The organism is Armatimonadota bacterium (assembly GCA_031081675.1).
In the GTDB taxonomy this organism is placed as follows: domain Bacteria; phylum Sysuimicrobiota; class Sysuimicrobiia; order Sysuimicrobiales; family Kaftiobacteriaceae; genus Calidihabitans; species Calidihabitans tengchongensis.
This window is the reverse complement of sequence record JAVHLZ010000022.1, coordinates 1-20,911: the sequence shown is the minus strand read 5'-3', so window position 1 is coordinate 20,911 and position 20,911 is coordinate 1. Positions and strand designations below refer to the sequence as shown.

Sequence of the window (20,911 nt, the reverse complement as noted above, 5' to 3'; positions counted from 1 at the left end):
CACACCACTCTGCGGGTCCTCGCGTGCAGGAGGTCAAGCATGAATCGCACCTGGCTGGCGCAGTGGCTGGTGATCGTTCTCTCGGTGGGCATGGCGGCGCTGCCTGCGGCCGCCGGATTCCAGGGGTTGCGGATTTCCACGCCCTATCCCTCGCAGGCCGCCCAGGTGGGGGAGGCGGTGACCCTCTCCCTGACCGTCAAGAACTTCGGCCTGCCCCCCCAGTCGGTGGCGCTGCGGGTCGTCTCCGCCCCGCCGGGGTGGAAGGCCACGTTCCTGGGCGGCGGCCGGCCGATCCAGTCGGTGTTCGTGGACCCCGATCAGGAGAACACCATCTCCCTGCGCCTGGAGCCTCCCCGGGGCGTGCGGCCGGGGACCTACCGGTTCACGATCCTGGCCAGCGGGCAGAACGCCTCGGCCACCCTGCCCATCACCCTCACCCTGGGCGCGGTCCTGCCCCGCCGGCTCTCCCTGAGCGCCGAGCTGCCGGTGCTGCGCGGGTCGCCCACCAGCAGCTTCCGCTACCGGCTCACCCTGCGGAACGAGAGCGACCAGGAAGTGCTGGTGAATTTGGACGCCGACGCTCCCCAGGGATTCCGGGTGACCTTCAGTACCTTCGGCCAGGAGGTGGCCAGCCTGCCCATCAAGGCGGGGGAGTCCAAGGACTTTGACGCCGAGGTGTCGCTGCCGCCGCGGGTGGCCGCCGGTACGTACCCCATCACGGTGCGGGCGGTCGGCGGGGATGCCACCGCCACCCTGCAGCTCAGCCTGGAGGTGACCGGGCGGCCCGACCTCACCGTCACCACTCCCGACGACCGCCTGTCGGGCCGCGCCACCGCCGGTCGCACCACTCCCCTGAAGCTCAAGATCAAGAACACCGGCAGCGCCCCGGCGCGCAACGTGACCTTTTCGGCGTCGGAGCCGTCGGGGTGGGAGGTCAAGTTCGTCCCCGAGCGGGTGGACGAGATCCCGGCCAACGGGGAGGCGGACGTCACCGCCGAGATCACCCCGTCGGCCAAGGCCCTGACCGGGGACTACATGGTCACCATCACCGCCAGCGCCGGGGACGTCAGCCGCTCGGCGGACTTCCGCATCACCGTCACCACCTCCACGCTGTGGGGCGCGGTGGGCGTGGTCCTGGTGGCGGTGGCCCTGGGCGTGGTCACCTTTGCCGTGAACCGGTACGGCCGGCGATGACGGCGGTCATCGACACCGAGGGGCTGACCAAACACTACGGCCCCGTGGTGGCCGTGGAGGATCTCACCCTGCGCGTCGCCGCGGGGGAGGTCTTCGGCATGCTGGGCCCCAACGGCTCGGGCAAGACCACCACCATCCTGATGCTGCTGGGACTCACCGACCCCACCTCGGGCACGGTCCGGGTGCTGGGCTACGACCCCTCCCGCCACCCCCTGGAGGTGAAGCGCCGGGTGGGCTACCTGCCCGACTCGGTGGGGTTCTACGACGACCTGACCGCGCGGGAGAACCTGCGCTACACGGCGCGCCTCAATGGCCTGAGCCGGTCGGAGGCGGAGAGCCGCATTGACGAGGCGCTGGCCCGCGTGGGCCTGACCGAGGTGGCCGACCGCCGTGTGGGCGCCTACTCCCGGGGGATGCGCCAGCGCCTGGGGCTGGCCGACGTGCTGATCAAGCGGCCGGAGATCGCCATCCTGGACGAGCCCACGGCGGGGCTGGACCCCGAGGCGGCGCACGAGTTCCTGGACCTCATCCGCGGCCTGAAGGCCCAGGGCATCACCATCCTGCTGGCGTCCCACCTGCTGCACCAGGTCCAGGCCGTCTGCGACCGGGTGGGCCTGTTCTCCCGGGGCCGCATGGTGCTGGAGGGGACATTCGAGAGCCTGGCCGACCGCATCCTCGGGGGAGCCTACCGCATCCACGTGGAGACGGCGCGGGCCGACGGCCTGGAACCGGCCCTGCGAGCCATCCCCGGGGTGACCCGGGTGGTGCAGGAGAGGCCCGGCCGGTTCCGCCTGGAGGCGCAACTGGACTGCCGGGCGGAGGTGGCCCGGCAGGTCGTCACCCGGGGGGCGGACCTGCTGTCGCTGTCGCTGGAGCGGCCGACCCTGGACGAGGTCTACACCCGCTACTTCCAGGAGGCGTCCCGTGAAGCGTGAAGGCTCACCCTGGACCGGACTGTGGGCGGTGGTCCTCAAGGAGCTGGCCGACCACCTCGGCAGTGCGCGCATGCAGCTGCTGGAGGGGTTGATCTTCCTGACGGCCTTCGGGGCCACCTACACGGCCGTCCGGCAGCTCAAGGCCACCGTGGCCGAGGACCCGTTCGTCTACCTGAAGCTGTTCACCACTTCCCAGGAGCCCCTGCCGTCCTTTGTGGCGTTTTTGGGGTTCTTCCTGCCCCTGGCGGCCATCGCCCTGGGGTTTGACTCCATCAACGGCGAGCACAACCGGCGCACCCTGAGCCGGGTCCTGGCCCAGCCCATCTACCGCGACGCCCTGCTGGTGGGCAAGTTCCTGGCCGGGATGTTCACCCTGGGGATCAGCCTGCTGGCGCTGTGGCTGCTGGTCACCGGCATGGGCCTGCTGGTCCTGGGGGTGGTGCCCAGCGGCGAGGAGGTGGGCCGGGGCCTGCTGTTCCTGCTCACGTCCTGGGCCTACGCGGGCATCTGGCTGGCCCTGGCCATGGCGTTTTCGGTGGTGTTCCGCCAGCCGGCAACGTCGGCCCTGGCGGCGATGGCGGTGTGGTTGTTCTTCGCCGTGTTCTACGACATCGTGGTGCAGGTCATCGCCCAGGCCGTGCGGCCGGTGTACGGCTTCAACCCCCTGGAGCAACTGGCCCAGGCCCGGGTGAGCCTGTACCTGTCCCGGCTGTCGCCCAACACCCTGTTCGCCGAGATCGTGCTGGCGCTGCTGAATCCCGAGGTGCGGGCCCTGGGTCCGGTCTTCATCACCCAGCTGGAGGGGGCGGTCCTGGGGACCCCGCTGCCGGTGGGGCAGAGCCTGCTGCTGGCCTGGCCGCAGTTCACCGGCATGCTGGCGGCCCTGCTGCTCCTGTTTGCCGGGACCTACGTCCTGTTCCAGCGCCAGGAAGTGCGGGCGTAGAAGCCGCAGCGCGAGGCCGGGCCCGGGTGCCGAGCGGGGCGCTGTCCCCGCGCCTAGATCCGGCGCAGGCCTCCGAACAGGCGCAGCAGGATCAGGGCGGCTCCCACCATCAGGGCGGCGACCCCCGCCACGTACTCCACCCGATGCCACACCGGCGGCGGCAGGGCGGCCAGCAGGGAGGCCAGCAGGTCCTGCACCTGACGCCACAGGGCCGCGTCCCGGGTCAGCACGTACAGCCCGCCCACCACCAGCACCACGCCCAGCAGGGCCACCACCATGACCGTCGCCTCCCCCACAGGCTGTATCGCCATCATGCCCGCCGCCGGCCGGACGCCAGTCCTGGCGGAGGCACCCGCGGCGACGCGACGCCCCGGGGGATGGCCGCACAGAGGCCCGCCGCAAGACGGCCCTACCGTGGCCGCCGCAGGCGCGGGTCCAGGACGTCCCGGATGCCGTCCCCCAGGAGGTTGAACCCCAGCACCACCAGGGAGATGGCCAGCCCCGGAAACGTGGACAGCCACCAGGCGTCGGTGATGTAGCTGCGCCCTTCGGCGATCATCAGGCCCCACTCGGGGGACGGCGGCTGGGCCCCGAAACCGATGAAGCTCAACCCTGCTGCGGTCAGGATGATGCCGCCCATGTCCAGGCTCACCTGGATGACCAGGGGGCCCACCACGCCCGGAAAGACGTGTCGGCTCAGGATGCGCAGCGGGCTGGCGCCGATGGCCCGGGCGGCCTCGATGTACACCTCCTCCCGGATGCCCAGGGTCACGCTGCGGGCCAGCCGCGCGTACGCCGGCCAGGACGCCAGGGCGATGGCGATCACCACGTTCTCCAGGGTCGGCTTCAGCGCCGCGGCGATGGCCATGGCCAGGATGAGCCGGGGGAACGCCATGAACATGTCGGTCAGGCGCATCAGCAGGTCGTCGGTGCGCCCGCGGAAGAACCCCGACACGATCCCCAGGGGGGCGCCGATGCCGGTGGCGATCACCGCGGTGAGCACGGCGATGCGCAGGGAGATGCGGGTGCCGTACAGGATGCGGGTGAGGATGTCGCGGCCCAGCTGGTCGGTGCCCAGAGGGTGGGCTGCGCTGGGCGGCTGGAGCCGCCGGGCGATGTCGGTCTGGTAGGGATCGGCGGGCGCCAGGTACGGCGCCAGCGCCGCGCCGGCGACCAGCAGGCCGATCAGGACCACCCCCGCCAGCGACAGCGGGTTGCGCAGGGTGCGGGCCGTGAGGCCCGCCGGGCGGGGTCGGACGGGGACCGCGACGCTACTCATAGCGGATCCGGGGATTGAGGGCCGCGTACAGCAGGTCCACCACCAGGTTGGCCAGGGAGAAGATCAGGGCGATCAGCAGCGTGACGCCCATGACGGCGGCAAAGTCCTGGGAGAGGATGGCGCTGGTGGCGTACCGGCCCAGACCCGGCCAGGCGAACACCGTCTCGGTGAGGACCGCCCCTTCCAGCAGGCTGCCGTAGTAGATGCCGATGACGGTCACAATGGGCAGCAGAGCGTTCTTCAGCGCGTGGCGGAGGATGACGGTGCGCTCGGCCAGCCCCTTGGCCCGGGCCGCCTTGATGTACTCCTGGCCCAGCACCTCCAGCATGCTGGCCCGGGTGATGCGGGCGATGCCCACCAGGGTGTGGGAGCCCAGGACCAGGGCCGGCAGGACCATGTGGGCCAGGGCGTTGCGCAGGGCCACCCCGTCTCTGGCCAGCACGCTGTCCACCAGGATGAGCCCCGTGACCCGGGGCGGGCGGCTGATCAGGATGTCCAGCTGGCCCGGCCCGGGCAGGACGCCCGCCCAGAAGTAGAACACCAGGAGGGCGATCAGCCCCAGCCAGAACACCGGCATGGACAGGCCGATCAGGGACACGAACCGCACCACGTGGTCGACCCACCGTCCCCGGGCCACCGCCGAGACGATGCCCACGGCCATCCCCAGGGTCACCCCCACCAGGATCGCCGCCGTGGCCAGCTCCACCGTGGCCGGGAAGAACTCCCGGAGGTCGTCCAGCACGGGGCGGTTGGTGGCGATCGACCGGCCCAGATCTCCCCGCGCCAGCAGGCTCAGGTACCGCACGAACTGTTCGGGGATCGGCCGGTCCAGCCCCCACCGCCGGCGCAGGTCCTCGATCACGTGGTCGGGAGCCTGCGGTCCCAGGATGGCCGCAATGGGGTCGCCCGGAATCACATGCGACAGGAAGAAGGTGATCACCAGCACGCCGAAGACAGCCAGCGTCGACAGCAGCAGGCGGCGGGTCAGGTAGGCCCACATGGGGGACGGCGAGGGGGCGGGCCTGCGCCCGCCCCCTCGGGTGACGCCGGCGGGCGCCTCACTCCTTCCAGGCGTCGATGAGGTTGGTGAAGGCGAACAGGGGCGAGGCGCCCAGCCCCTTCACGTTGCTGCGCATGGCGTTCTGTTCCAGGGGCGACCCGTAGATGGCGTAGGGACCCTCCTCCAGGACGATGCGCTGGATCTCGTGGTAGAGGGCCTCCCGGCGGGCGCGGTTCAGCTCGCCCACGGCCTGCTCCACGGTGCGCTTGACGGGGTGGTCCCACTGGTTGCGCCACGCCAGCTGGCGGGCGTCGAAGCTCGCGAACGCCCGCGCCAGGTTGTCGGGGTCGGGGTAGTCGGCCCCCCACCGCTGGATCACCAGCTGGTGGCGCTGGGCGCGGTAGATGCCCAGCAGGTCGGCGCTGCGCAGCTGGCGCACCTCCACCTCGATCCCCACCGCCGCCAGGTCCTCCTTGATCTTGGCTGCCACGTCCGGCAGGGGCGGGGTCACGGGGACGATCAGTTCGGCCCGGAAGCCTCGCTCGTAGCCCGCCTCCCGCAGCAGGGCCCGGGCCCGGGCCACGTCCCGCCGGTAGGGACGCTCGGCCAGGTGGGCGAACATGCCCGGGGGCACGATGGTCTGGGAGGGGTCCAGGGCGTCCTCGAAGATGCGCCGCAGGGCATCGTAGTCGATGGCCCACTTGATGGCGTTGCGCACCTCCTTCTTGCCGAAGGGCTCGTAGCCCACGTTCATGGCCAGGTAGTTGACCGTGAACTGCGGGCTGGTCTTCACCTCGATCCCCGGCTGGCCCTGCAGCTGCTTGTACTGGGCCGGCAGCAGGTCGCTGGCGACATCGATGTCCCCGCGCTGGAGGGCCAGCATGGCCGCCGCCGGCTCGGGCATCTCCTGGTAGAACACCCGCCGCAGCCGCGGGGTGCCCCGCCAGTAGCCCTCAAACGCCTCGAACTCGATCTTGACGTTCTTGCTCCAGGCCCGGAGCTTGTACGGCCCGGAGCCGGCGTCGTTGAAGCTCAGCCACTGGTTGGCCCACGGGTCGGCGGGTGTGGCATTCCGCTGCACCAGGGCCGGGTCCACCACCGCCGAGACGGGGTTGGCCAGCACCGACCCCATGAGGATCTCGGGCATGGCCTGCTTGAAGGTCACCCGGACCGTGTCGGCGCCCACGGCCACCACGTCCTCCGGGCGGGCGATGAAGCTGGTGAGGATGAACGCCGGCGTGAGGTTCAGTTTCATGGCCCGCTGCAGGGAGAACTCCACCGCCTTGGCGTCCACCACGTTCCCGCTGTGGAACCGCACCCCCCGCCGCAGGCGGAAGGTGTAGGTGCGGCCGTCAGCCGACACCGTCCAGGAGGTGGCCAGCTCGGGCACCACCTGGTTGAACTCGCGGTTGAAATCCACCAGGGTGTCGTAGATCTGCGCCGCGGCCCACACCGAGGTGAACTCGAAGGCCTGGGCGGGATCCAGGCTGACGGCGTCCGAGATCACCCCGCCCATGACCAGCACCGTGTTGGGCACCCGGGGGGCGCCGGCGGCGCCGACGGCCGACCCCAGGACCAGCGCCAGCAGGCTCACCCACAGCACTCCCCTCCATGCTCGGGCGGTCATCGTCTCTCCTCCTTCGTCCTCCGCTGATCTCCGCATGAGTTTCCCGGCGGCGGGTCAGCCCTCCTGCACCGGGGACAGCCGGTCGCAGGTCCGGCCCGTCTCCAGGTTGAACGGGCGCAGCAGCACCCCCTCGGCCCGGTACTCCCGCACCTGGACGAAAAACCGGTCCCCCGGCCTCCACCACCCCTCCCGCCGGGTGGCCGCCATGAATGCCACCAGCGCATCCTGCGCCGTCATGGGGATCCCTCCGCGGCCCGCCCCGCCCGGCGCCCTGGCGGCCACCGCCCTGCTGTAGTATGGTGAGGGCGTCATGGCGCGCATCCAGCGGCTGGCCGACGATCTGGTCCTGATCGACCTGCACTTCCAGAACACCCCGCAGGCCGTCGGCGCCTACCTGGTGCTGGGCGACAGGCCGGCCCTGATCGAAACCGGCCCCGCCTCCACCCTCCCCCACCTGCTGGAGGGCATACGCGAGGCCGGCGTGGATCCCTCGCGCCTGCAGGCCGCGGCCGTCACCCACATCCACCTGGACCACGCCGGCGGGGCGGGCGCCCTGGCCCGCCTGATCCCCCACCTGGAGGTGTACGTGCACCCCGTGGGCGCTCCCCACCTGGCGGACCCGACGCGGCTGGTGGCCAGCGCGGCGCGGCTGTACGGGGAGGCGCTGGCCGACCTGTTCGGCGAAGTCGCCCCCGTCCCCGCCGGGCGCCTCCACCCGCTGGCCGACGGCGAGACGGTGGTCCTGGGGTCGCGAACGCTGGTGGCCCGGGACACTCCCGGTCACGCCCGCCACCACCACGTGTTCTGGGACCCCGCCACGGGGGACCTGTTTACCGGGGATGTGGCGGGAGTGGCCCTGCCGGGATCCCGGTACGTGCGGGCCCCCACGCCTCCGCCGGACCTGGACGTCCCCGCCTGGGAGCGGTCCCTGGCCCTGATCCGCTCCCTGCGGCCACGCCGCCTGCTGCTGACCCACTTCGGCCCGCACGGCGATGTGGAGGATCTGCTGGACCGGCTCGCCGAAAGCCTCCACCGCCACGTGGAGCTGGTGCGCCGGTTGCTGGCGGAGGGCGCCGGCGAAGACGCCATCGTCGACGCCGTCCGCGCCGCCGCCCGCGACGAGATCGCCCGGCGCGACGGCGCCGACGCCGTGGCCCGACACGAGGTCATCATGCCCGTCCGCCAGAGCGTGCTGGGCCTGATCCGCTACATCCGCACGGGCGGGCCGCAGGCCCGCACAGGCTGATCGCCCACGGGGGCAGGGACCGGGAGGATGCCCATGCTGCTCGACGGCAAGCACGCCCTCATCATGGGGGTCGCCAATCAGCGCAGTATCGCCTGGGGGATCGCCACCGCCTTCCACCGGGAGGGGGCCCGGCTGGCCTTCACCTATCAGAACGAGCGCCTCAAGGAGAACCTGGAGGAACTGCTGGACACCATCGGCGGCCGGGACGCCTTCCCCGCGTTCCCCTGCGACGTGCAGGACGACGAGCAGGTACGGGCGGTCTTCGAGGGCCTGGGGCAGCGGTGGGGACGCCTGCACGCGGTGGCCCACTGCATCGCCTACGCCCAGCGGGAGGACCTGACCCGCCCGTTCCACGAGATCTCCCGCGCGGGGTATGCCCAGGCCCTGGACATCAGCGCCTACTCGCTCATCGCGGTGGCCCGCCACGCCGCGCCCCTGATGGCCAGCAGCGGAGGCGGCTCCATCATGACCCTCACCTACAACGCCGTGGAGAGGGTGGTGCCCGGCTACAACGTCATGGCGGTGGCCAAGGCCGCCCTGGAGACCGAAGTCCGCTACCTGGCCAGCGAGCTGGGCCCCAGCCAGATCCGGGTCAACGCGATTTCCGCCGGCCCCCTGAAGACCCTGGCCGGCAGCGCCGTGCGGGGGCTGTCGCGGCTGCGGGACCTGACCGAGCAGATCGCTCCCTTGCGCCGCAACATCACCCAGGAGGACGTGGGGGACGTGGCGGTGTTCCTGGCCAGCGACCTTTCCCGCGCCGTGACGGGGAACATCATCTTCGTGGACAGCGGCTTCCACATCATGGGTATCGCCCAGGAGCCCTGAGGGCGCTAGGGCGGCCGCGCCCCCGCGCCCGGGGGCGAGAGGATCTCCTCCACCGACGCCATCTCGTTGGCCGCGTACCGGATCGGATTCTGCCAGTGGGTGGGCGGGGCGTGGTGCACCCATCCCGGATCGACCCGCAGCGTGTCGCCCTCGACCGCCGCGTAGGGCGTGCCCCGCAGGAAATCGGCCCAGGTCCGCACCCGGTCCCGCGGGCAGACCAGCAGGGCGGGATCCACCCGCAGGCCCCGGGCCGCCAGGCGGCGGGCCGCGGAGGCCACGGCGTCGGCAAAGGCGTCCAGATTGACCGCGGCCTCTCCGGCTGACAGCCGCTGCCACAGCAGGCCGCCAGCCACCTGGGTGCACGACAGGGTGTGCAGGGCGGCCACCGCCCGCCGCGTGCGCGCGACCACCTCCTCGGGGTCGCCGCCCGCAACCATGGCCTCCCCCACGCCGATGAACACCCGCAGCCGCCCGCGGCGCATGAAGTCGTAGGCGATGCACGCCGGGACCACGCGGACCGGGCGGCGCACGGTCTGGAGGATGCGCCGGAAACCCGACCGGAAGGCGTGCAACCTGCCGTCGGGGGAGATGACGCCTTCAGGCGCCAGGTAGAGCACGTCTCCGGCGTCCAGGACGGCCGCCAGCGCCCGGATCTGGTCCTCCACCACCCGGCGCCACAGGGCCGACAGGCGCGGGCGCCAGGGCGGAGCGAAGGCCGCCAGGGTGGCCGGACGCCGCCAGGCGTCCCGGTGGGGCCAGGCCAGCAGGCGGGACAGCCGCACGTCGGGTCCGTAGCGGTCGATCCACGGACGGGCCTCCTCCGCCGCCAGGACCTGTGCCGCCGGCAGATCTCCCCACACCGCCTGCACCTCCCGCAGCGCTTCCTCCAGGGTCCGCTCGGGAAACCGGCGGACCGGCAGGATCCGCAGGGCTCCCAGGACCGCCCGCAGGTCCATCTCGTACAGTAACCGGCGCAGCGGGCGGGGGACCACCTCGAAGGTGGCGAGGAAGCCGCGCCAGAACATGTCCTCCCGCCCGGCGAACCAGATGGGGCGCTTGGGCCACACCCCGTTGAAGAACAGGGTGGGCGGGAGGATCACGCTGTCCAGGTCCCGCTTGTGGTTGGTCACGATCAGGGTGGCCGGGCGGTGGTCATAGCGCCGGGCGTGGGGGGCGGAGATCTCGTACAGCACCCGGGGGACCAGGTAGAACAGGCCGCCCAGGCCATAGTAGAGAAGATCCCCCAGGCGGATCACGGCGCCTTCCCGGGAGCGCCGGCGACGGCCGGGGGTGCGTCCGATGCGCATCCTCTACGGTGTGGGGTCATGGGGTCTGGGTCACGCCACCCGAAGCCTGGCCGTCCTGGAGCGCCTGCTGGCGGCTGGAGCCGAGGTCACCGTCGTCAGCGCCGGCCGGGCCCTGGCCCTGCTGCGCCGCGAGCTGGGCGACCGCTGCGCGCTGCTGGCCTGGCCGGACGTCCCCCAGACCCTCGGCCGGACCGCCTGGGGGTTTTACCTCCGCAGCGCGCTGGCCGTGCCGGCCATGCTGCGGGTGATGGCGGCCGAGCGGGCGGCCACCGCCGCGCTGCACCGCCACCGCCGCTTTGACCGCATCGTCAGCGACAACCGCTACGGCATTCAGCATCGGGACGTCCCGTCCTTCCACGTGGCCCACAGCCTGCGCTTTCTCGCGCCCGGGCGCGTGCGGCTGATCGAGCTGCTGCTGGAGGCGTTCAACTGCCGCTGGTTCGGCCGCCTGCGGAAGGTCATCGTGCCCGACAGTCCCCAGGACCGGCTGGCGGGAGATCTGGCCCACGACCTGCGGGTGTTCCCGCCGTCCCTGCTGGCCTACGTGGGCCCGCTGTGCAGCGTCCGGCCGCTGCCCCTGCCCGAGGATGTGGATGTGTTCGTGACCCTCTCGGGTCCCGAGCCCCAGCGCACCCTTCTGGAGCGCCGGATCCTGCGCCAGGTACGGGGCCTGGAGGGCCGGGTGGTGGTCGCCCTGGGACGCCCCGAAGACGCCGGAGGGGGTCTTGGCGGAGCCGAGGTGTACCCGTATCTGGACCGCCGGCGCCAGCAGGAGATGCTGGCCCGGGCCCGGGTGGTCGTCTCGCGCAGCGGCTACACCACCGTGTGCGAACTGGCCACCCTGGGAAAGCGCGCGGTCCTGGTGCCCACGCCCGGCCAGACCGAACAGGCGTACCTGGCCCGCTACCACGACCTCCGCGGGGCGGTGCGGGCCGCCTCCCAGGATGCCCTGGACCTCGCCCGGGACACCGCCGCGGCGGCCGCGCGGCCGGGGCTGCGCGCCACGGTGACCGCGGACGAGGCGGCGCAACGGGCGGCCGCCCTGATCCTGGACGGCTGACCCGGCGCCCGGGCGCCTCACCATCCGGAGCGCGCCGACCGCGCGCATGCGCGTGCCGTTCGCCCCGGCCGGCAGGAAATCCCCCCCGACCTTCCCAAAGTAGATTCGGTCTTCTCATTCCGGGACCATCCCCGCTGGCGATCGGAGGGATCAGCCGTGCCGGACGCGCTGGAGGTGGACCTGCGCCGCGAGTTCCCCCGCACATTCGTGCCGGCGCAGGCGCAGATGGGCGACTGGAGCCAGGTCGAACCGCTGTTCCAGCGTCTGCTGGACCGCCCCATCGAGTCGCCGGAGGAGATGGAACGGTGGCTGCAGGACTGCTCGGAGCTCGCCGCCGCCCTCAACGAGGAACGCACCCGCCGGTACATCGCCATGACCACCCGGACCGACGATCCGGCCCGGGAGGCCGCCTACCAGGAGTTCGTGGAGCAGATCGAGCCCCGGGCCAAGCCCTACTGGCACCGGCTGGAGGTCCGGTATCTGGAGCATCCCTGCCGGCGGCTGCTCCCGCCGGAGCGGTACGCGGTCCTGGACCGGATCGTGGAGAACGACGTGGCCCTGTTCCGGGAAGAGAACATCCCCCTGGAAACCCAGGATGCCCTGATGATGAAGGACTACCAGAAGGTCACCGGGGCCATGACCATCGCCTACCGGGGGGAGGAGATCACCCTCCAGCAGGCCGCGCGGTTTCTGGAAGAGCCGGACCGCACCACCCGCCAGCAGGTGTGGGAACTGATCTCCGCCCGCCGCCTGCGGGACGCGGCGGCGCTGGACGACCTCTACGACCGGATGGTGGCGGTGCGCACCCGGATGGCCCGCCACGCCGGCTTCCCGACCTACCGGGAGTACGCCTTCCGCCGGCGGCGGCGATTCGACTACACGCCCGAGGACTGCCTGCGCTTGCACGAGAGCATCGAGCGCACCGTCGTCCCGGTGGTCCGGCGGATCCTGGAAGACCGCCGGCGGCTTCTGGGCGTGGACCGCCTGCGGCCGTGGGACCTCCTGGTGGACCCGCGGGGGCGGCCGCCCCTGCGGCCCTCCCAGTCCATCGACCGGCTGCTGGACGGCATCGAGGAGATCTTTCGCCGGGTGGACCGCGGACTGGCTCACCAGTTCCGCTTCCTGCGGGAGCAGGGGTTGCTGGACCTGGACAGCCGCAGGGGCAAGGCCCCCGGCGGCTATCAGAGCACCCTGCACGAGAAGCGCTGGCCGTTCATCTTCGGCAATGCGGTGGGACGGGACGACGACATCCGCCTCCTGCTCCACGAAGGTGGCCACGCGTTCCACACGCTGGCCTCCCGGGAGCAGCCCCTCATCCACTACCGCACCTGCCCCACCGAATTTGCCGAGGTGGCCTCCTTCGGGATGGAGCTGCTGGCCGCCCGGTACGTGGACGTGCTCTACGCCGACCCCGACGACTACCGGCGGTCCTACCGCAACGCCCTCGAGGACGCCGTGACCACCCTGCCCTGGGTGGCGACCATTGATGCCTTCCAGCACTGGGTGTACACGCACCCGGACCACTCCCCGGAGGAACGGCGGCAGGCCTGGGTCCAGATCTACCGCCGGTTCCATCCGGTCGTGGACTGGTCCGGCTACGAGGATGCCCTGGCCTGGAACTGGCAGCGCCAGCTCCACCTGTACGTGGCCCCGTTCTACTACATCGAGTACGGCATCGCCATGACGGGGGCGCTGCAGATCTGGCGGCGCAGTCGGGCCGACCCCCGGGACGCCGTGCAGCGGTACTGGCGCGCGCTGACCCTGGGGGGATCGCAACCGCTGCCCCGGCTGTTCGAGGCCGCCGGCGCGGCCTTTCGGTTCGACGAAGCCACCCTGGCTCCGCTGGTGGCCGAGGTGGCCGAGGAGCTGGACAGGCTGGGATACTGATTCACCCCCACGCCACGAGCGCGATCCCGGCCACCGCCAGGACGGCCCCCAGGGCGGTGGCGGGGCGCACCGCCTCGACCTGGCGGAATGCGTACAGCAGAGCCACCGCGAACAGGGGCGTGGTGTTGGACAGGGGGGTGACCCGCACCACGTCCCCCAGGTGGAGGGCCAGGTAATAGGCCAGGAAACCCCCTGTGGTCAGGCATCCTCCGGCCACCAGCCACCCCAGACTGGCGCGGTCGGCCCGCAGGGGCTCCCGGCGCCAGCGGGAGGCGGTGTAGGGTACCAGGACCACCAGCGAGCCGGTCACGGTGAGGGCCGCCCCCAGCACGGGGTCCGGCAGCATCCGCAGCCCGGTCTTGCGCAGCATGAAGGAGACGCTGGCCATCACGGCAGTGTTGAGGGCCAGCAGCGTTCCCGTCGTCGTCGCGCGGCCCCTGCCCGCCGCGCCCGCCCCGCCCTCCTGGCGCACCGCCAGGACCACACCCGCCACCACCAGGAGGGTCCCCCCGGCAATCCGCCAGGTCAGGCGTTCTCCCAGCACCAGCACCGCCAGCAGGGCAGAGAACAACGGCGTGGTGTTGCTGATCGTTGCCGCCCGGGCCACCCCGATCAGGGTGAGGCTCTCGTAATAGGTGAGCCGCGCCAGGGCCGGCGCGAACATGCCCGCGAGAAGGAAGATCCCGGCCGCCGGATGGAGGGCCCGCCCCAGCGATCCGCGCGCCGCCGCCAGGACCCACAGGCCGGTGAGGTTGGTGGCCACTGACAGCAGGGTGGCGGTGGCGGGGGTGGACCCCCGCAGGCCCAGCCGGACGCACAGGGCGTTGCCGGCGAACAGCGCGGCGGACAGCAGGGCGAACGCGGCGTCCACGGCTGCCGCTTCACGGCCCGAGGGCGTCGGGCCGGCTAGCCGCGGCGCAGATCCAGGTCTCCAAACTTGCTGAACTCCCGGTGAAAGTACAGCTCCACGGTGCCGATGGGCCCGTTGCGGTGTTTGGCGATGATGATCTCGGCGATGTTCTTCTTGTCGGTGTCCGGATTGTAGTAGTCCTCCCGGTAGATGAACAGGACCAGGTCCGCCACCTGCTCCAACTCCCCGCTCTCCCGCAGGTGGGACAGCATCGGGCGCCGGGTGCCGGTGACCTCCACCGCCCGGGACAGCTGGGAGATGGCCATCAGGGGAATGTTCAGCTCCTTGGCCAGGGATTTCAGGGACCGGGCGATCTCGCTGATCTCCTGGGTGCGGTTCTCGGTCCGCTTGTAGGACTGGATCATCTGCAGGTAGTCCACGACGATCAGACCCAGCCCGTGCTCGGCCTTCATCTTGCGCGCCTTGGCGCGCATTTCGATCACCGAAATGGTGGCCGAGTCGTCGATGAAGATGGGGGCCTCTGCCAGCCGCCCCATGGCCTGCGCCAGCCGGGGCCAGTCGCTGTCGGCCAGGAAGCCGGTGCGCAGCTTGCTGCCGTCCACCTCCGCTTCGGCGCACAAAAACCGCTGCACCAGCTGCTCCTTGCTGGTCTCCAGGCTGAAGATGGCGACGGGGATCTTGTGCTTGACCGCCGCGGTCCGGGCGATGTTCAGCGCAAAGGTCGTGTTGTGCACGCAGATGTCGTTGGCCACGAAGTTGTGGGTGGACGGCACCGTCAGGTCGTAGACCTGGGCCTCCCCCGCCTCGTCAATGGCCACCACCGGATCCCACAGCACGTCGGAGTCGGGCAGCAGGCTCGCGGTTTCGTGCCGGGCGCGCTCCCGCCACCGCTCCCACCCCACCATGCCCACCTGGCGCAGCAACCGCCAGCCGTGGTCTCCGCTCACCCGCAGGTCGGGCCCGTCCACCGACGCCGCCACCCCGAACCGCAACAGCAGGTGCTGGCACTGGCGGGCCATGCGGGGACTGGGCAGCCGGCAGCGCACCGCCAGCCCATCGGCCTCGCCCTCCACCACGGCGGTGCACGCCAGCAACCGGGAGAGGAACAGCGCCAGCTTGGGGCGGGTCAGGGAAAACACCACGGCCGGAAGTGCCGCCGATTCCGCCGGCAGCCCCAGGACCGGGTGCCGCGCCAGCAGCGCCCCCACCACCTCCGGCACGGCCGCGCCCTGCACAGGCGGCCGCGCCGGGTCCTGCACAGCGGGCGCGGGACGGGGGTGGGTGGCGGCCCGGATGGCTTCGCCGACCGCGACGGCGTCGGCGTAGTCGGCAGCCAGCGCCGGAGAGGTCGCCATGGTCCGGGCGCACAGGTAGGCCAGGAGCTTCACCTCGTACGCCGGCAGGTCCAGCGCGCCGAAAGCCGGCAGGCGGGCCGGCACGGCGATGGGTTCGCCCACCCGCAGGTCCGCCAGGGGCCGCCAGCCCTGCGGGGTGAGGAAGGGATGGGACGCGGTGGTTTCCACCTCGCGGCCCGAGGCCGTCCGGACGCGGAAGACAGGACGGATGCCGTCGTCCACAAAGTGGGAGGGAGAAGCCGTGCGCAGGCACCCGCCCTCATCCAGCGTCCAGAGGACCGCCTGGCGGCGCCCCACCAGCTCCTGAATGGTCCGGACGTCGCCGGTGAGGGGGTCCACCAGCTCGGCGTCGTACTTCAGGCACTTCCCCATGGCCGGCCGCGCGGCCACGATGACCAGGTCTCCCGGCTGAAACCCGCTGGTGATCTTGTTCAGGTCGGCGAATCCCGTGGGCACGCCGGTGACCGTGTCCTTGTTCTGGTACCGCTGGTCGATGCGCTCGAAGCTCTCCTTGAGGATCTCCCGGATGGGCACGAACTCCTGCGCCAGACGGCGGTTGGCGATGGAGAACACCAGCTTCTCCGCGCGGTCCACCAGCATCTCCACGTCGGTCTCGCCCTCATAACCCATCTGGGCGATCTGGGTGCCGGCGGCAATCAGCTGGCGCAGCATCGACTTCTGCAGCACGATGCGCGCGTAGTACTCCACGTTGGCCGCCGTGGGCACGGCGTGCAGCAGCGACGTGACATACCCGGCGCCCCCCACGTCGTCCAGCTGCCCCCGGTCGCGGAGGCGGTCGGTCACGGTGATCAGGTCCACCGGCTCGCCGCGCTCGAACAGCTCCACGACGGTCTCGAAGATCCTCCGGTGCGCGTCCCGGTAAAAGTCCTCGGGTCGGAGGAGCTCCACCACCCGGGCGATGGCGTCGCGGTCCAACAGCATCGATCCCAGCACGCCCTGCTCGGCCTCCAGGTTCTGGGGCGGGACCCGCTCGATGGCAATCGCCGGCATCGTCATGCTCCAACCCCCTGCCACGCAGGCGGCTCCATTGTAGCGAACAGATGTTCGAACACGTCAAGTCCCCTGATCGGGCGACCAGGCACGGCGTACCAGATTAGGCCCGGGGGCTGTGAGTTCCCTTGTGGGCAGCCCGGTGTATCCGGTGGAGAAGCGGAAGTTGCCTGTGGATAACCTGTAGAAATGGGGTGAAACCCGGGAGCCGGTCGCGCCTACGGGCGCCGGTCGCCCCTCCGACGGCGGGACGGGCGGGCCCACACATGGGGCAGCACCTCGTCGATGGTGGAGGCGCAGATCACCTCCAGCCCCCGGACGTCGGCGGGGACGTCGGCCCGGTTCTCGGCGGGGATGATGACCGTCCGCATCCCGGCCTGGCGCGCCCCGTAGATCTTCTCGGGGATCCCGCCCACCTGACGGATCCTCCCCTGGATGGAGATCTCGCCGGTGACGGCCACGTCCTGGCGCACGGGCTTTCTCTGCAGGGCCGACAGCATGGCCAGGGCCACAGCCAGACCGGCGCTGGGGCCGTCGATGAGGCCGCCGCCGATGACATTCACGTGGATGTCGTACCCGCCCACATCGATTCCGGTCAGCCGCCGGATCACCGAGACCGCGTTGAACACCGAGTCCTTGGCCATGGACCCGGCGGTCTCGTTGAACCGGATGGTGCCGCGCTGGCGCCGTCCCACGGGGAACGCGGCCGCCTCGATCTCGATCACCGATCCCACATACTGGGACACACCCAGGGCGAACACCCGCCCGATCTCCGGGATATCGGACGCCTTCACGGGCGTGCTGGCGGCCAGCCGCCCCGCGCGGATCACCTCCTGCAGGTCCCGCACCGTGATCCGGACCCGCGGCCGGCGGGCTCCATTGCCCAGCCGGCCCCTCCGGCGGTACAGGGCGACGCCGTAGGCGTCGGCCAGGATGTTGACGGCGCGCCGCCCTTCCACCGTGTACTCGCTGATGATGCGCGGCACCTCGCTGCTGATCTCCACCCCCAGCCGGCGGGCCGCCTGGCGCACGATCTTCTGGATGTCCTCCTGGGAGAGGGGGTCGAAGAAGACCTCGGCGCAGCGCGACCGCAGGGTCGGGCTGATCTCCTCGGGCTCCTTGGTGGTGGCCCCGATCAGGATGAAGTCGGCCGGCGCGCCCTCCTCGAACAGTTTGCGGATGTAGGCGGGGATGTGGGGGTTGGAGGGGTCGTAGTAGGAGGACTCAAAGTACACCCGCCGGTCTTCCAGAACCTTCAGCAGTTTGGCCTGCACCACCGGGTCCAGCTCCCCGATCTCGTCCACGAACAGGACCCCGCCGTGGGCGCGGGTGACCAGCCCCAGCTTCGGCTCCGGGATGCCCAGCTCGGCGAACTCGCGCCGGCTGCCCTGGTAGATGGGGTCGTGCACCGACCCCAGCAGGGGGTTGGTGGCCTCGCGGGCGTCCCACCGCAGGGTGGACCCGTCCACCTCGATGAAGGGAGCGTCCTTGCGGAACGGGCTGCCGGGCAGCTTCTTGGCTTCCTCCAGGACCAGCCGGGCCACGGTGGTCTTGCCCACCCCGGGCGGCCCGTAGAGGATCACGTGCTGGGGCACCGGCACGGCCAGCTTGGCCAGCAGGGACCGTATCGCCCGCTCCTGGCCCACCACCTGGGACAGCCGCCGGGGCCGCAGGGCCTCCAGGGCCGTGCGGGCCAGCCGCACCTCTTCCAGCCTCTCCAGCTCCTCCAGGCGGCGGCGGGTGACCTCGCTTTCGGCCCCGGAGGTCTCCCGGAGCAGCTGCATCTTCAGATCGCGCAGGTACTCCTCCTGGCGTTCCCGCATCCGGTCGGCCGCCCGCCGCTCCAGTTCATCCTCCACGGCCTTGCGGGCCATCAGGTCGGCGATACGCTCCTGGAGGTCGTCGAGGATGGCGGGGATCTCCGCCTCCGACGGAACCGACATGAGGGTGGGATCCTCGTACACCACCCGCTGCAGGCCCAGCACCTGCCGGCCCAGATGGCGGCTGCGTATCAGGGGCCGCGCGCCGACCCTCTCGGTACGGCGGGCCAGTTCGGGTCCCAGGACGCTGCCCAACACGCCCAGCAGCGCGGCCACCTTGCGCTTCATGGACTGGCGGCTGTCCAGGATGCCGACGGGGTTGATCGTGCGCAGGATGCGCCGCTGCTGTCCCATCGAGGGTCCGACCACCGCCACCGCCCGGGGGCGCCAACGTCCCGGGACGCTACGGGGCAGCCAGAACGTTCACCTCCACCCGGGCCACCACGCCCGGCGCGATCCGCACCGGCACCGTGTAGACACCCGCGGCCTTGATGGGCTCCTCCAGTTCCACCTGCCGCTTGGAGACGTCGAACCCCCGGGCCGCCAGCGCCTCGGCGATATCGGCCGCGGTGACGGATCCGAACAGGCGGCCGCCCTCGCCTGCCCGGGCCCGTACCTCCACCACCGTTCCCTTCAGGGCCTCCGCCAGGCGCGCGGCCTGTTCCTGTTCGCGTTCCTGCCGCCGGGCGCGCGCCTGCTGGCGGTCCTGCATCGCGCGCACCCGGCCCGCGGTCGCCTCGGCGGCCAGCCCCCGCGGCAGCAGGTAGTTGCGGGCGTAGCCGTCTTTGACCTCGACCACGTCTCCGGCGCGGCCCAGGCCGCGCACGTCGGCCAGCAGGACGACCTTCACGGCGCCCCCCGTCCTTCCGGCGCCGGCGCGCCCTCCCGCCAGCGCCCGCGCAGGTCAAAGACCGCATCCGCCAGCCCCAGGAGCAGGACGGCCACGCTGAGAGCGGGCGTCGCCACCGCCAGGAAGAGGACCGCGATCCGGTACCAGCGCGGCAGGCGGTACCGGCCCAGCAGCACCCACGCCGTGATCAGGCCCAGCGCCGAGAACACCAGGTAGGCCAGGAGGGTCAGGTTCATCCCCGCCGTCTCCACCAGGGGATACCGCGTGACGGTCTGGACCAGCACCGCCTGCGCGTCGTCCGATGGCAGGCGCCGCAGGACCGCCGCCGGGGTCTGCACCGGCACCGACGCCGCCCCGGCTGCCATCTGCAGCCCCAGCCCGACCGGCAGAGACCACAGGAACCACGACGGCAGCCTCCACGACGACGCCGGCGCCAGGGCCGGCACCTCGATCCGGATCCGCCGCAGGACTGCCCGGCCGACCACCAGGTTCAGGTAGGCGCTGACAGCGCCGCCCACCACGAACAAAAGCGGCAGCAGGCGCGGCAGCAGATTCATCATCTGCTGGATCTGATCGGTCGCCTGGCGGACCACCGCGGGGTCCACGCCCAGCCGCGCGTACACGCCCGCCGCCACCTCCTGGCCGGTGCGGGTCTGCTGGATCATCTGCTGGAGGACCTGGCGGGGGTCGACGCCCACGCCCAGCATGGCGAGCCCGGCGCTGGCGAGGGCCGAGGCCACGGCCACCCCCCAGGTCAGCAGCCACACCGGCCCACCAGACCAGCCCTGCCGCACCCCCCATCCCATGGCCAGGCCCAGAGGGGCGAACGCCACCACGATGCTCAGGCCGATGAGGATGCCTCCCGCCATGCTGCCGATGGCGGCCGCCACGGCGGCGGACAGGACCGCCACCCGGAGGCCGTGGCGGACGACCAGGACGACCAGCGGCAGCGGGCACAGGAAGAACGCCGCCGCCCCCGCCACCGGGAGGTACTGGGCCGCCAGGGCCAGCACCACCGTCACCGACGCGAGGATGGCTCCCTCGGTCAGCCCGCGGACGGACAGGGTGCGCGGCACAGAACTCGCCGAGGGGGTCGGAGATCCGTGATCCGCTGTGCGGACGCGCATCGCACGCTCACCGTCACCGGTCGGGTGTGCCCTGCGCCCCTTTCCGGGGCGCTCACCGTACTCCGTCGGGGATCCCCGGCCCGGGCCGTGCCCGAGCCGTCCGGCCCCCGGTCCCGGGGCACCGGGTCCCGACGCGTCCGCGCGCGTCACTCGGATGTGTAGGGCAGCAGCGCCAGCTCCCGGGCGCGCTTGATGGCCAGCGCCAGCGCCCGCTGGTGCCGCGCGCAGTTACCCGAGACGCGCCGGGGCAGGACCTTCCCCCGCTCGGTCACGAACCGGCGCAGGCGCGTGACGTCCTTGTAGTCGATCGCCTCGGCCTTCTCGGCGCAGAACGTGCAGTTCTTGCGCTTGGGCCGCCGACCCCGCCACTCCTTTTTGCCCGACTTGCTCTTTCCCTCGGCCATAACTCCTCCGCCCCGATCTCACGCCCACCCGTCGGGCGGTCTGGCGCCGCCCTCCCGCATTCGGGCGCGACCTCTAGAATGGGACGTCGTCGTCGCCCTCGGCGGCAGGAGGCTCCGCCTCCGTCGCCACCGCCTCCGCCCCGGGAGCCTTGCGGTCCAGGAAGCGCACG

General features: G+C 71.7%; 19 protein-coding genes. 7 read left to right on the top strand and 12 right to left on the bottom strand.

The window, feature by feature from the left end:
• Nucleotides 1-39 precede the first annotated feature (39 nt).
• Genes RB150_08815 through RB150_08805 form a run of 3 tightly spaced genes read left to right on the top strand, consistent with a single transcriptional unit; the run spans nucleotide 40 to nucleotide 3,072 of the window.
• Nucleotides 40-1,194 carry an NEW3 domain-containing protein gene (locus tag RB150_08815; GenBank protein ID MDQ7820637.1) on the top strand — a complete coding sequence of 385 codons (1,155 nt, stop codon included), beginning with the start codon at nucleotides 40-42 and terminating at the stop codon, nucleotides 1,192-1,194.
• A complete protein-coding gene (locus RB150_08810) occupies nucleotides 1,191-2,129 on the top strand; it encodes an ABC transporter ATP-binding protein (protein MDQ7820636.1) in 939 nt (312 codons plus the stop codon). The genes RB150_08815 and RB150_08810 overlap by 4 nt, the downstream gene beginning before the upstream one ends.
• Entirely contained in the window at nucleotides 2,119-3,072 is a 954-nt protein-coding gene (locus RB150_08805) for an ABC transporter permease (protein MDQ7820635.1), read from the top strand. Before RB150_08810 ends, RB150_08805 begins: the two co-directional genes overlap by 11 nt.
• Nucleotides 3,073-3,125: 53 nt before the next feature.
• On the opposite strand, the gene RB150_08800 is transcribed toward RB150_08805, so the two are convergent.
• The 5 genes from RB150_08800 to RB150_08780 all read right to left on the bottom strand — a co-directional run bounded on the left by RB150_08800 (nucleotide 3,126) and on the right by RB150_08780 (nucleotide 7,215).
• Nucleotides 3,126-3,383 (bottom strand): hypothetical protein, encoded by a 258-nt coding sequence (locus RB150_08800; protein ID MDQ7820634.1) that lies wholly within the window; start codon nucleotides 3,381-3,383, stop codon nucleotides 3,126-3,128.
• 98 nt (nucleotides 3,384-3,481) lie between these two features.
• Nucleotides 3,482-4,351 carry an ABC transporter permease gene (locus RB150_08795; GenBank protein ID MDQ7820633.1) on the bottom strand — a complete coding sequence of 290 codons (870 nt, stop codon included), beginning with the start codon at nucleotides 4,349-4,351 and terminating at the stop codon, nucleotides 3,482-3,484.
• Nucleotides 4,344-5,351 carry an ABC transporter permease gene (locus RB150_08790; protein ID MDQ7820632.1) on the bottom strand — a complete coding sequence of 336 codons (1,008 nt, stop codon included), beginning with the start codon at nucleotides 5,349-5,351 and terminating at the stop codon, nucleotides 4,344-4,346. Before RB150_08790 ends, RB150_08795 begins: the two co-directional genes overlap by 8 nt.
• A 58-nt stretch (nucleotides 5,352-5,409) precedes the next feature.
• On the bottom strand, nucleotides 5,410-6,978 hold the full coding sequence (locus RB150_08785; GenBank protein MDQ7820631.1) for an ABC transporter substrate-binding protein: 1,569 nt from the start codon (nucleotides 6,976-6,978) through the stop codon (nucleotides 5,410-5,412).
• A 54-nt stretch (nucleotides 6,979-7,032) separates the two neighbouring features.
• Nucleotides 7,033-7,215 carry a hypothetical protein gene (locus tag RB150_08780; GenBank protein MDQ7820630.1) on the bottom strand — a complete coding sequence of 61 codons (183 nt, stop codon included), beginning with the start codon at nucleotides 7,213-7,215 and terminating at the stop codon, nucleotides 7,033-7,035.
• A gap of 73 nt (nucleotides 7,216-7,288) precedes the next feature.
• Here RB150_08780 and RB150_08775 point away from each other — a divergent pair, with 73 nt between their 5' ends.
• Nucleotides 7,289-8,224, top strand: coding sequence for an MBL fold metallo-hydrolase (locus RB150_08775; GenBank protein MDQ7820629.1), 936 nt, complete (start codon nucleotides 7,289-7,291; stop codon nucleotides 8,222-8,224).
• Between the two features lie 27 nt (nucleotides 8,225-8,251).
• Nucleotides 8,252-9,049 (top strand): enoyl-ACP reductase, encoded by a 798-nt coding sequence (locus RB150_08770; GenBank protein ID MDQ7820628.1) that lies wholly within the window; start codon nucleotides 8,252-8,254, stop codon nucleotides 9,047-9,049.
• 5 nt (nucleotides 9,050-9,054) lie between these two features.
• On the opposite strand, the gene RB150_08765 is transcribed toward RB150_08770, so the two are convergent.
• The gene (locus tag RB150_08765; protein ID MDQ7820627.1) at nucleotides 9,055-10,305 is read right to left on the bottom strand and encodes a hypothetical protein; all 1,251 of its coding nucleotides are present in this window, start codon (nucleotides 10,303-10,305) and stop codon (nucleotides 9,055-9,057) included.
• A gap of 43 nt (nucleotides 10,306-10,348) precedes the next feature.
• Here RB150_08765 and RB150_08760 point away from each other — a divergent pair, with 43 nt between their 5' ends.
• Complete coding sequence (locus tag RB150_08760; protein MDQ7820626.1) at nucleotides 10,349-11,416, top strand: glycosyltransferase family protein; 1,068 nt, start codon at nucleotides 10,349-10,351, stop codon at nucleotides 11,414-11,416.
• A gap of 156 nt (nucleotides 11,417-11,572) precedes the next feature.
• A complete protein-coding gene (locus tag RB150_08755; GenBank protein MDQ7820625.1) occupies nucleotides 11,573-13,303 on the top strand; it encodes a M3 family oligoendopeptidase in 1,731 nt (576 codons plus the stop codon).
• 1 nt (nucleotide 13,304) lies between these two features.
• On the opposite strand, the gene RB150_08750 is transcribed toward RB150_08755, so the two are convergent.
• The 6 genes from RB150_08750 to rpsR all read right to left on the bottom strand — a co-directional run bounded on the left by RB150_08750 (nucleotide 13,305) and on the right by rpsR (nucleotide 20,741).
• Nucleotides 13,305-14,174, bottom strand: coding sequence for an EamA family transporter (locus RB150_08750; protein ID MDQ7820624.1), 870 nt, complete (start codon nucleotides 14,172-14,174; stop codon nucleotides 13,305-13,307).
• Between the two features lie 35 nt (nucleotides 14,175-14,209).
• Nucleotides 14,210-16,546 carry a replicative DNA helicase gene (gene dnaB / locus RB150_08745; GenBank protein ID MDQ7820623.1) on the bottom strand — a complete coding sequence of 779 codons (2,337 nt, stop codon included), beginning with the start codon at nucleotides 16,544-16,546 and terminating at the stop codon, nucleotides 14,210-14,212.
• 212 nt (nucleotides 16,547-16,758) lie between these two features.
• A complete protein-coding gene (gene lonC / locus RB150_08740; protein ID MDQ7820622.1) occupies nucleotides 16,759-18,714 on the bottom strand; it encodes a Lon family ATP-dependent protease in 1,956 nt (651 codons plus the stop codon).
• A 49-nt stretch (nucleotides 18,715-18,763) separates the two neighbouring features.
• Nucleotides 18,764-19,210, bottom strand: coding sequence for a 50S ribosomal protein L9 (gene rplI, locus RB150_08735; protein ID MDQ7820621.1), 447 nt, complete (start codon nucleotides 19,208-19,210; stop codon nucleotides 18,764-18,766).
• Entirely contained in the window at nucleotides 19,207-20,286 is a 1,080-nt protein-coding gene (locus RB150_08730) for a DUF2232 domain-containing protein (protein MDQ7820620.1), read from the bottom strand. The genes rplI and RB150_08730 overlap by 4 nt, the downstream gene beginning before the upstream one ends.
• A 197-nt stretch (nucleotides 20,287-20,483) precedes the next feature.
• Nucleotides 20,484-20,741 carry a 30S ribosomal protein S18 gene (gene rpsR, locus RB150_08725; protein MDQ7820619.1) on the bottom strand — a complete coding sequence of 86 codons (258 nt, stop codon included), beginning with the start codon at nucleotides 20,739-20,741 and terminating at the stop codon, nucleotides 20,484-20,486.
• Nucleotides 20,742-20,911: the final 170 nt, after the last annotated feature.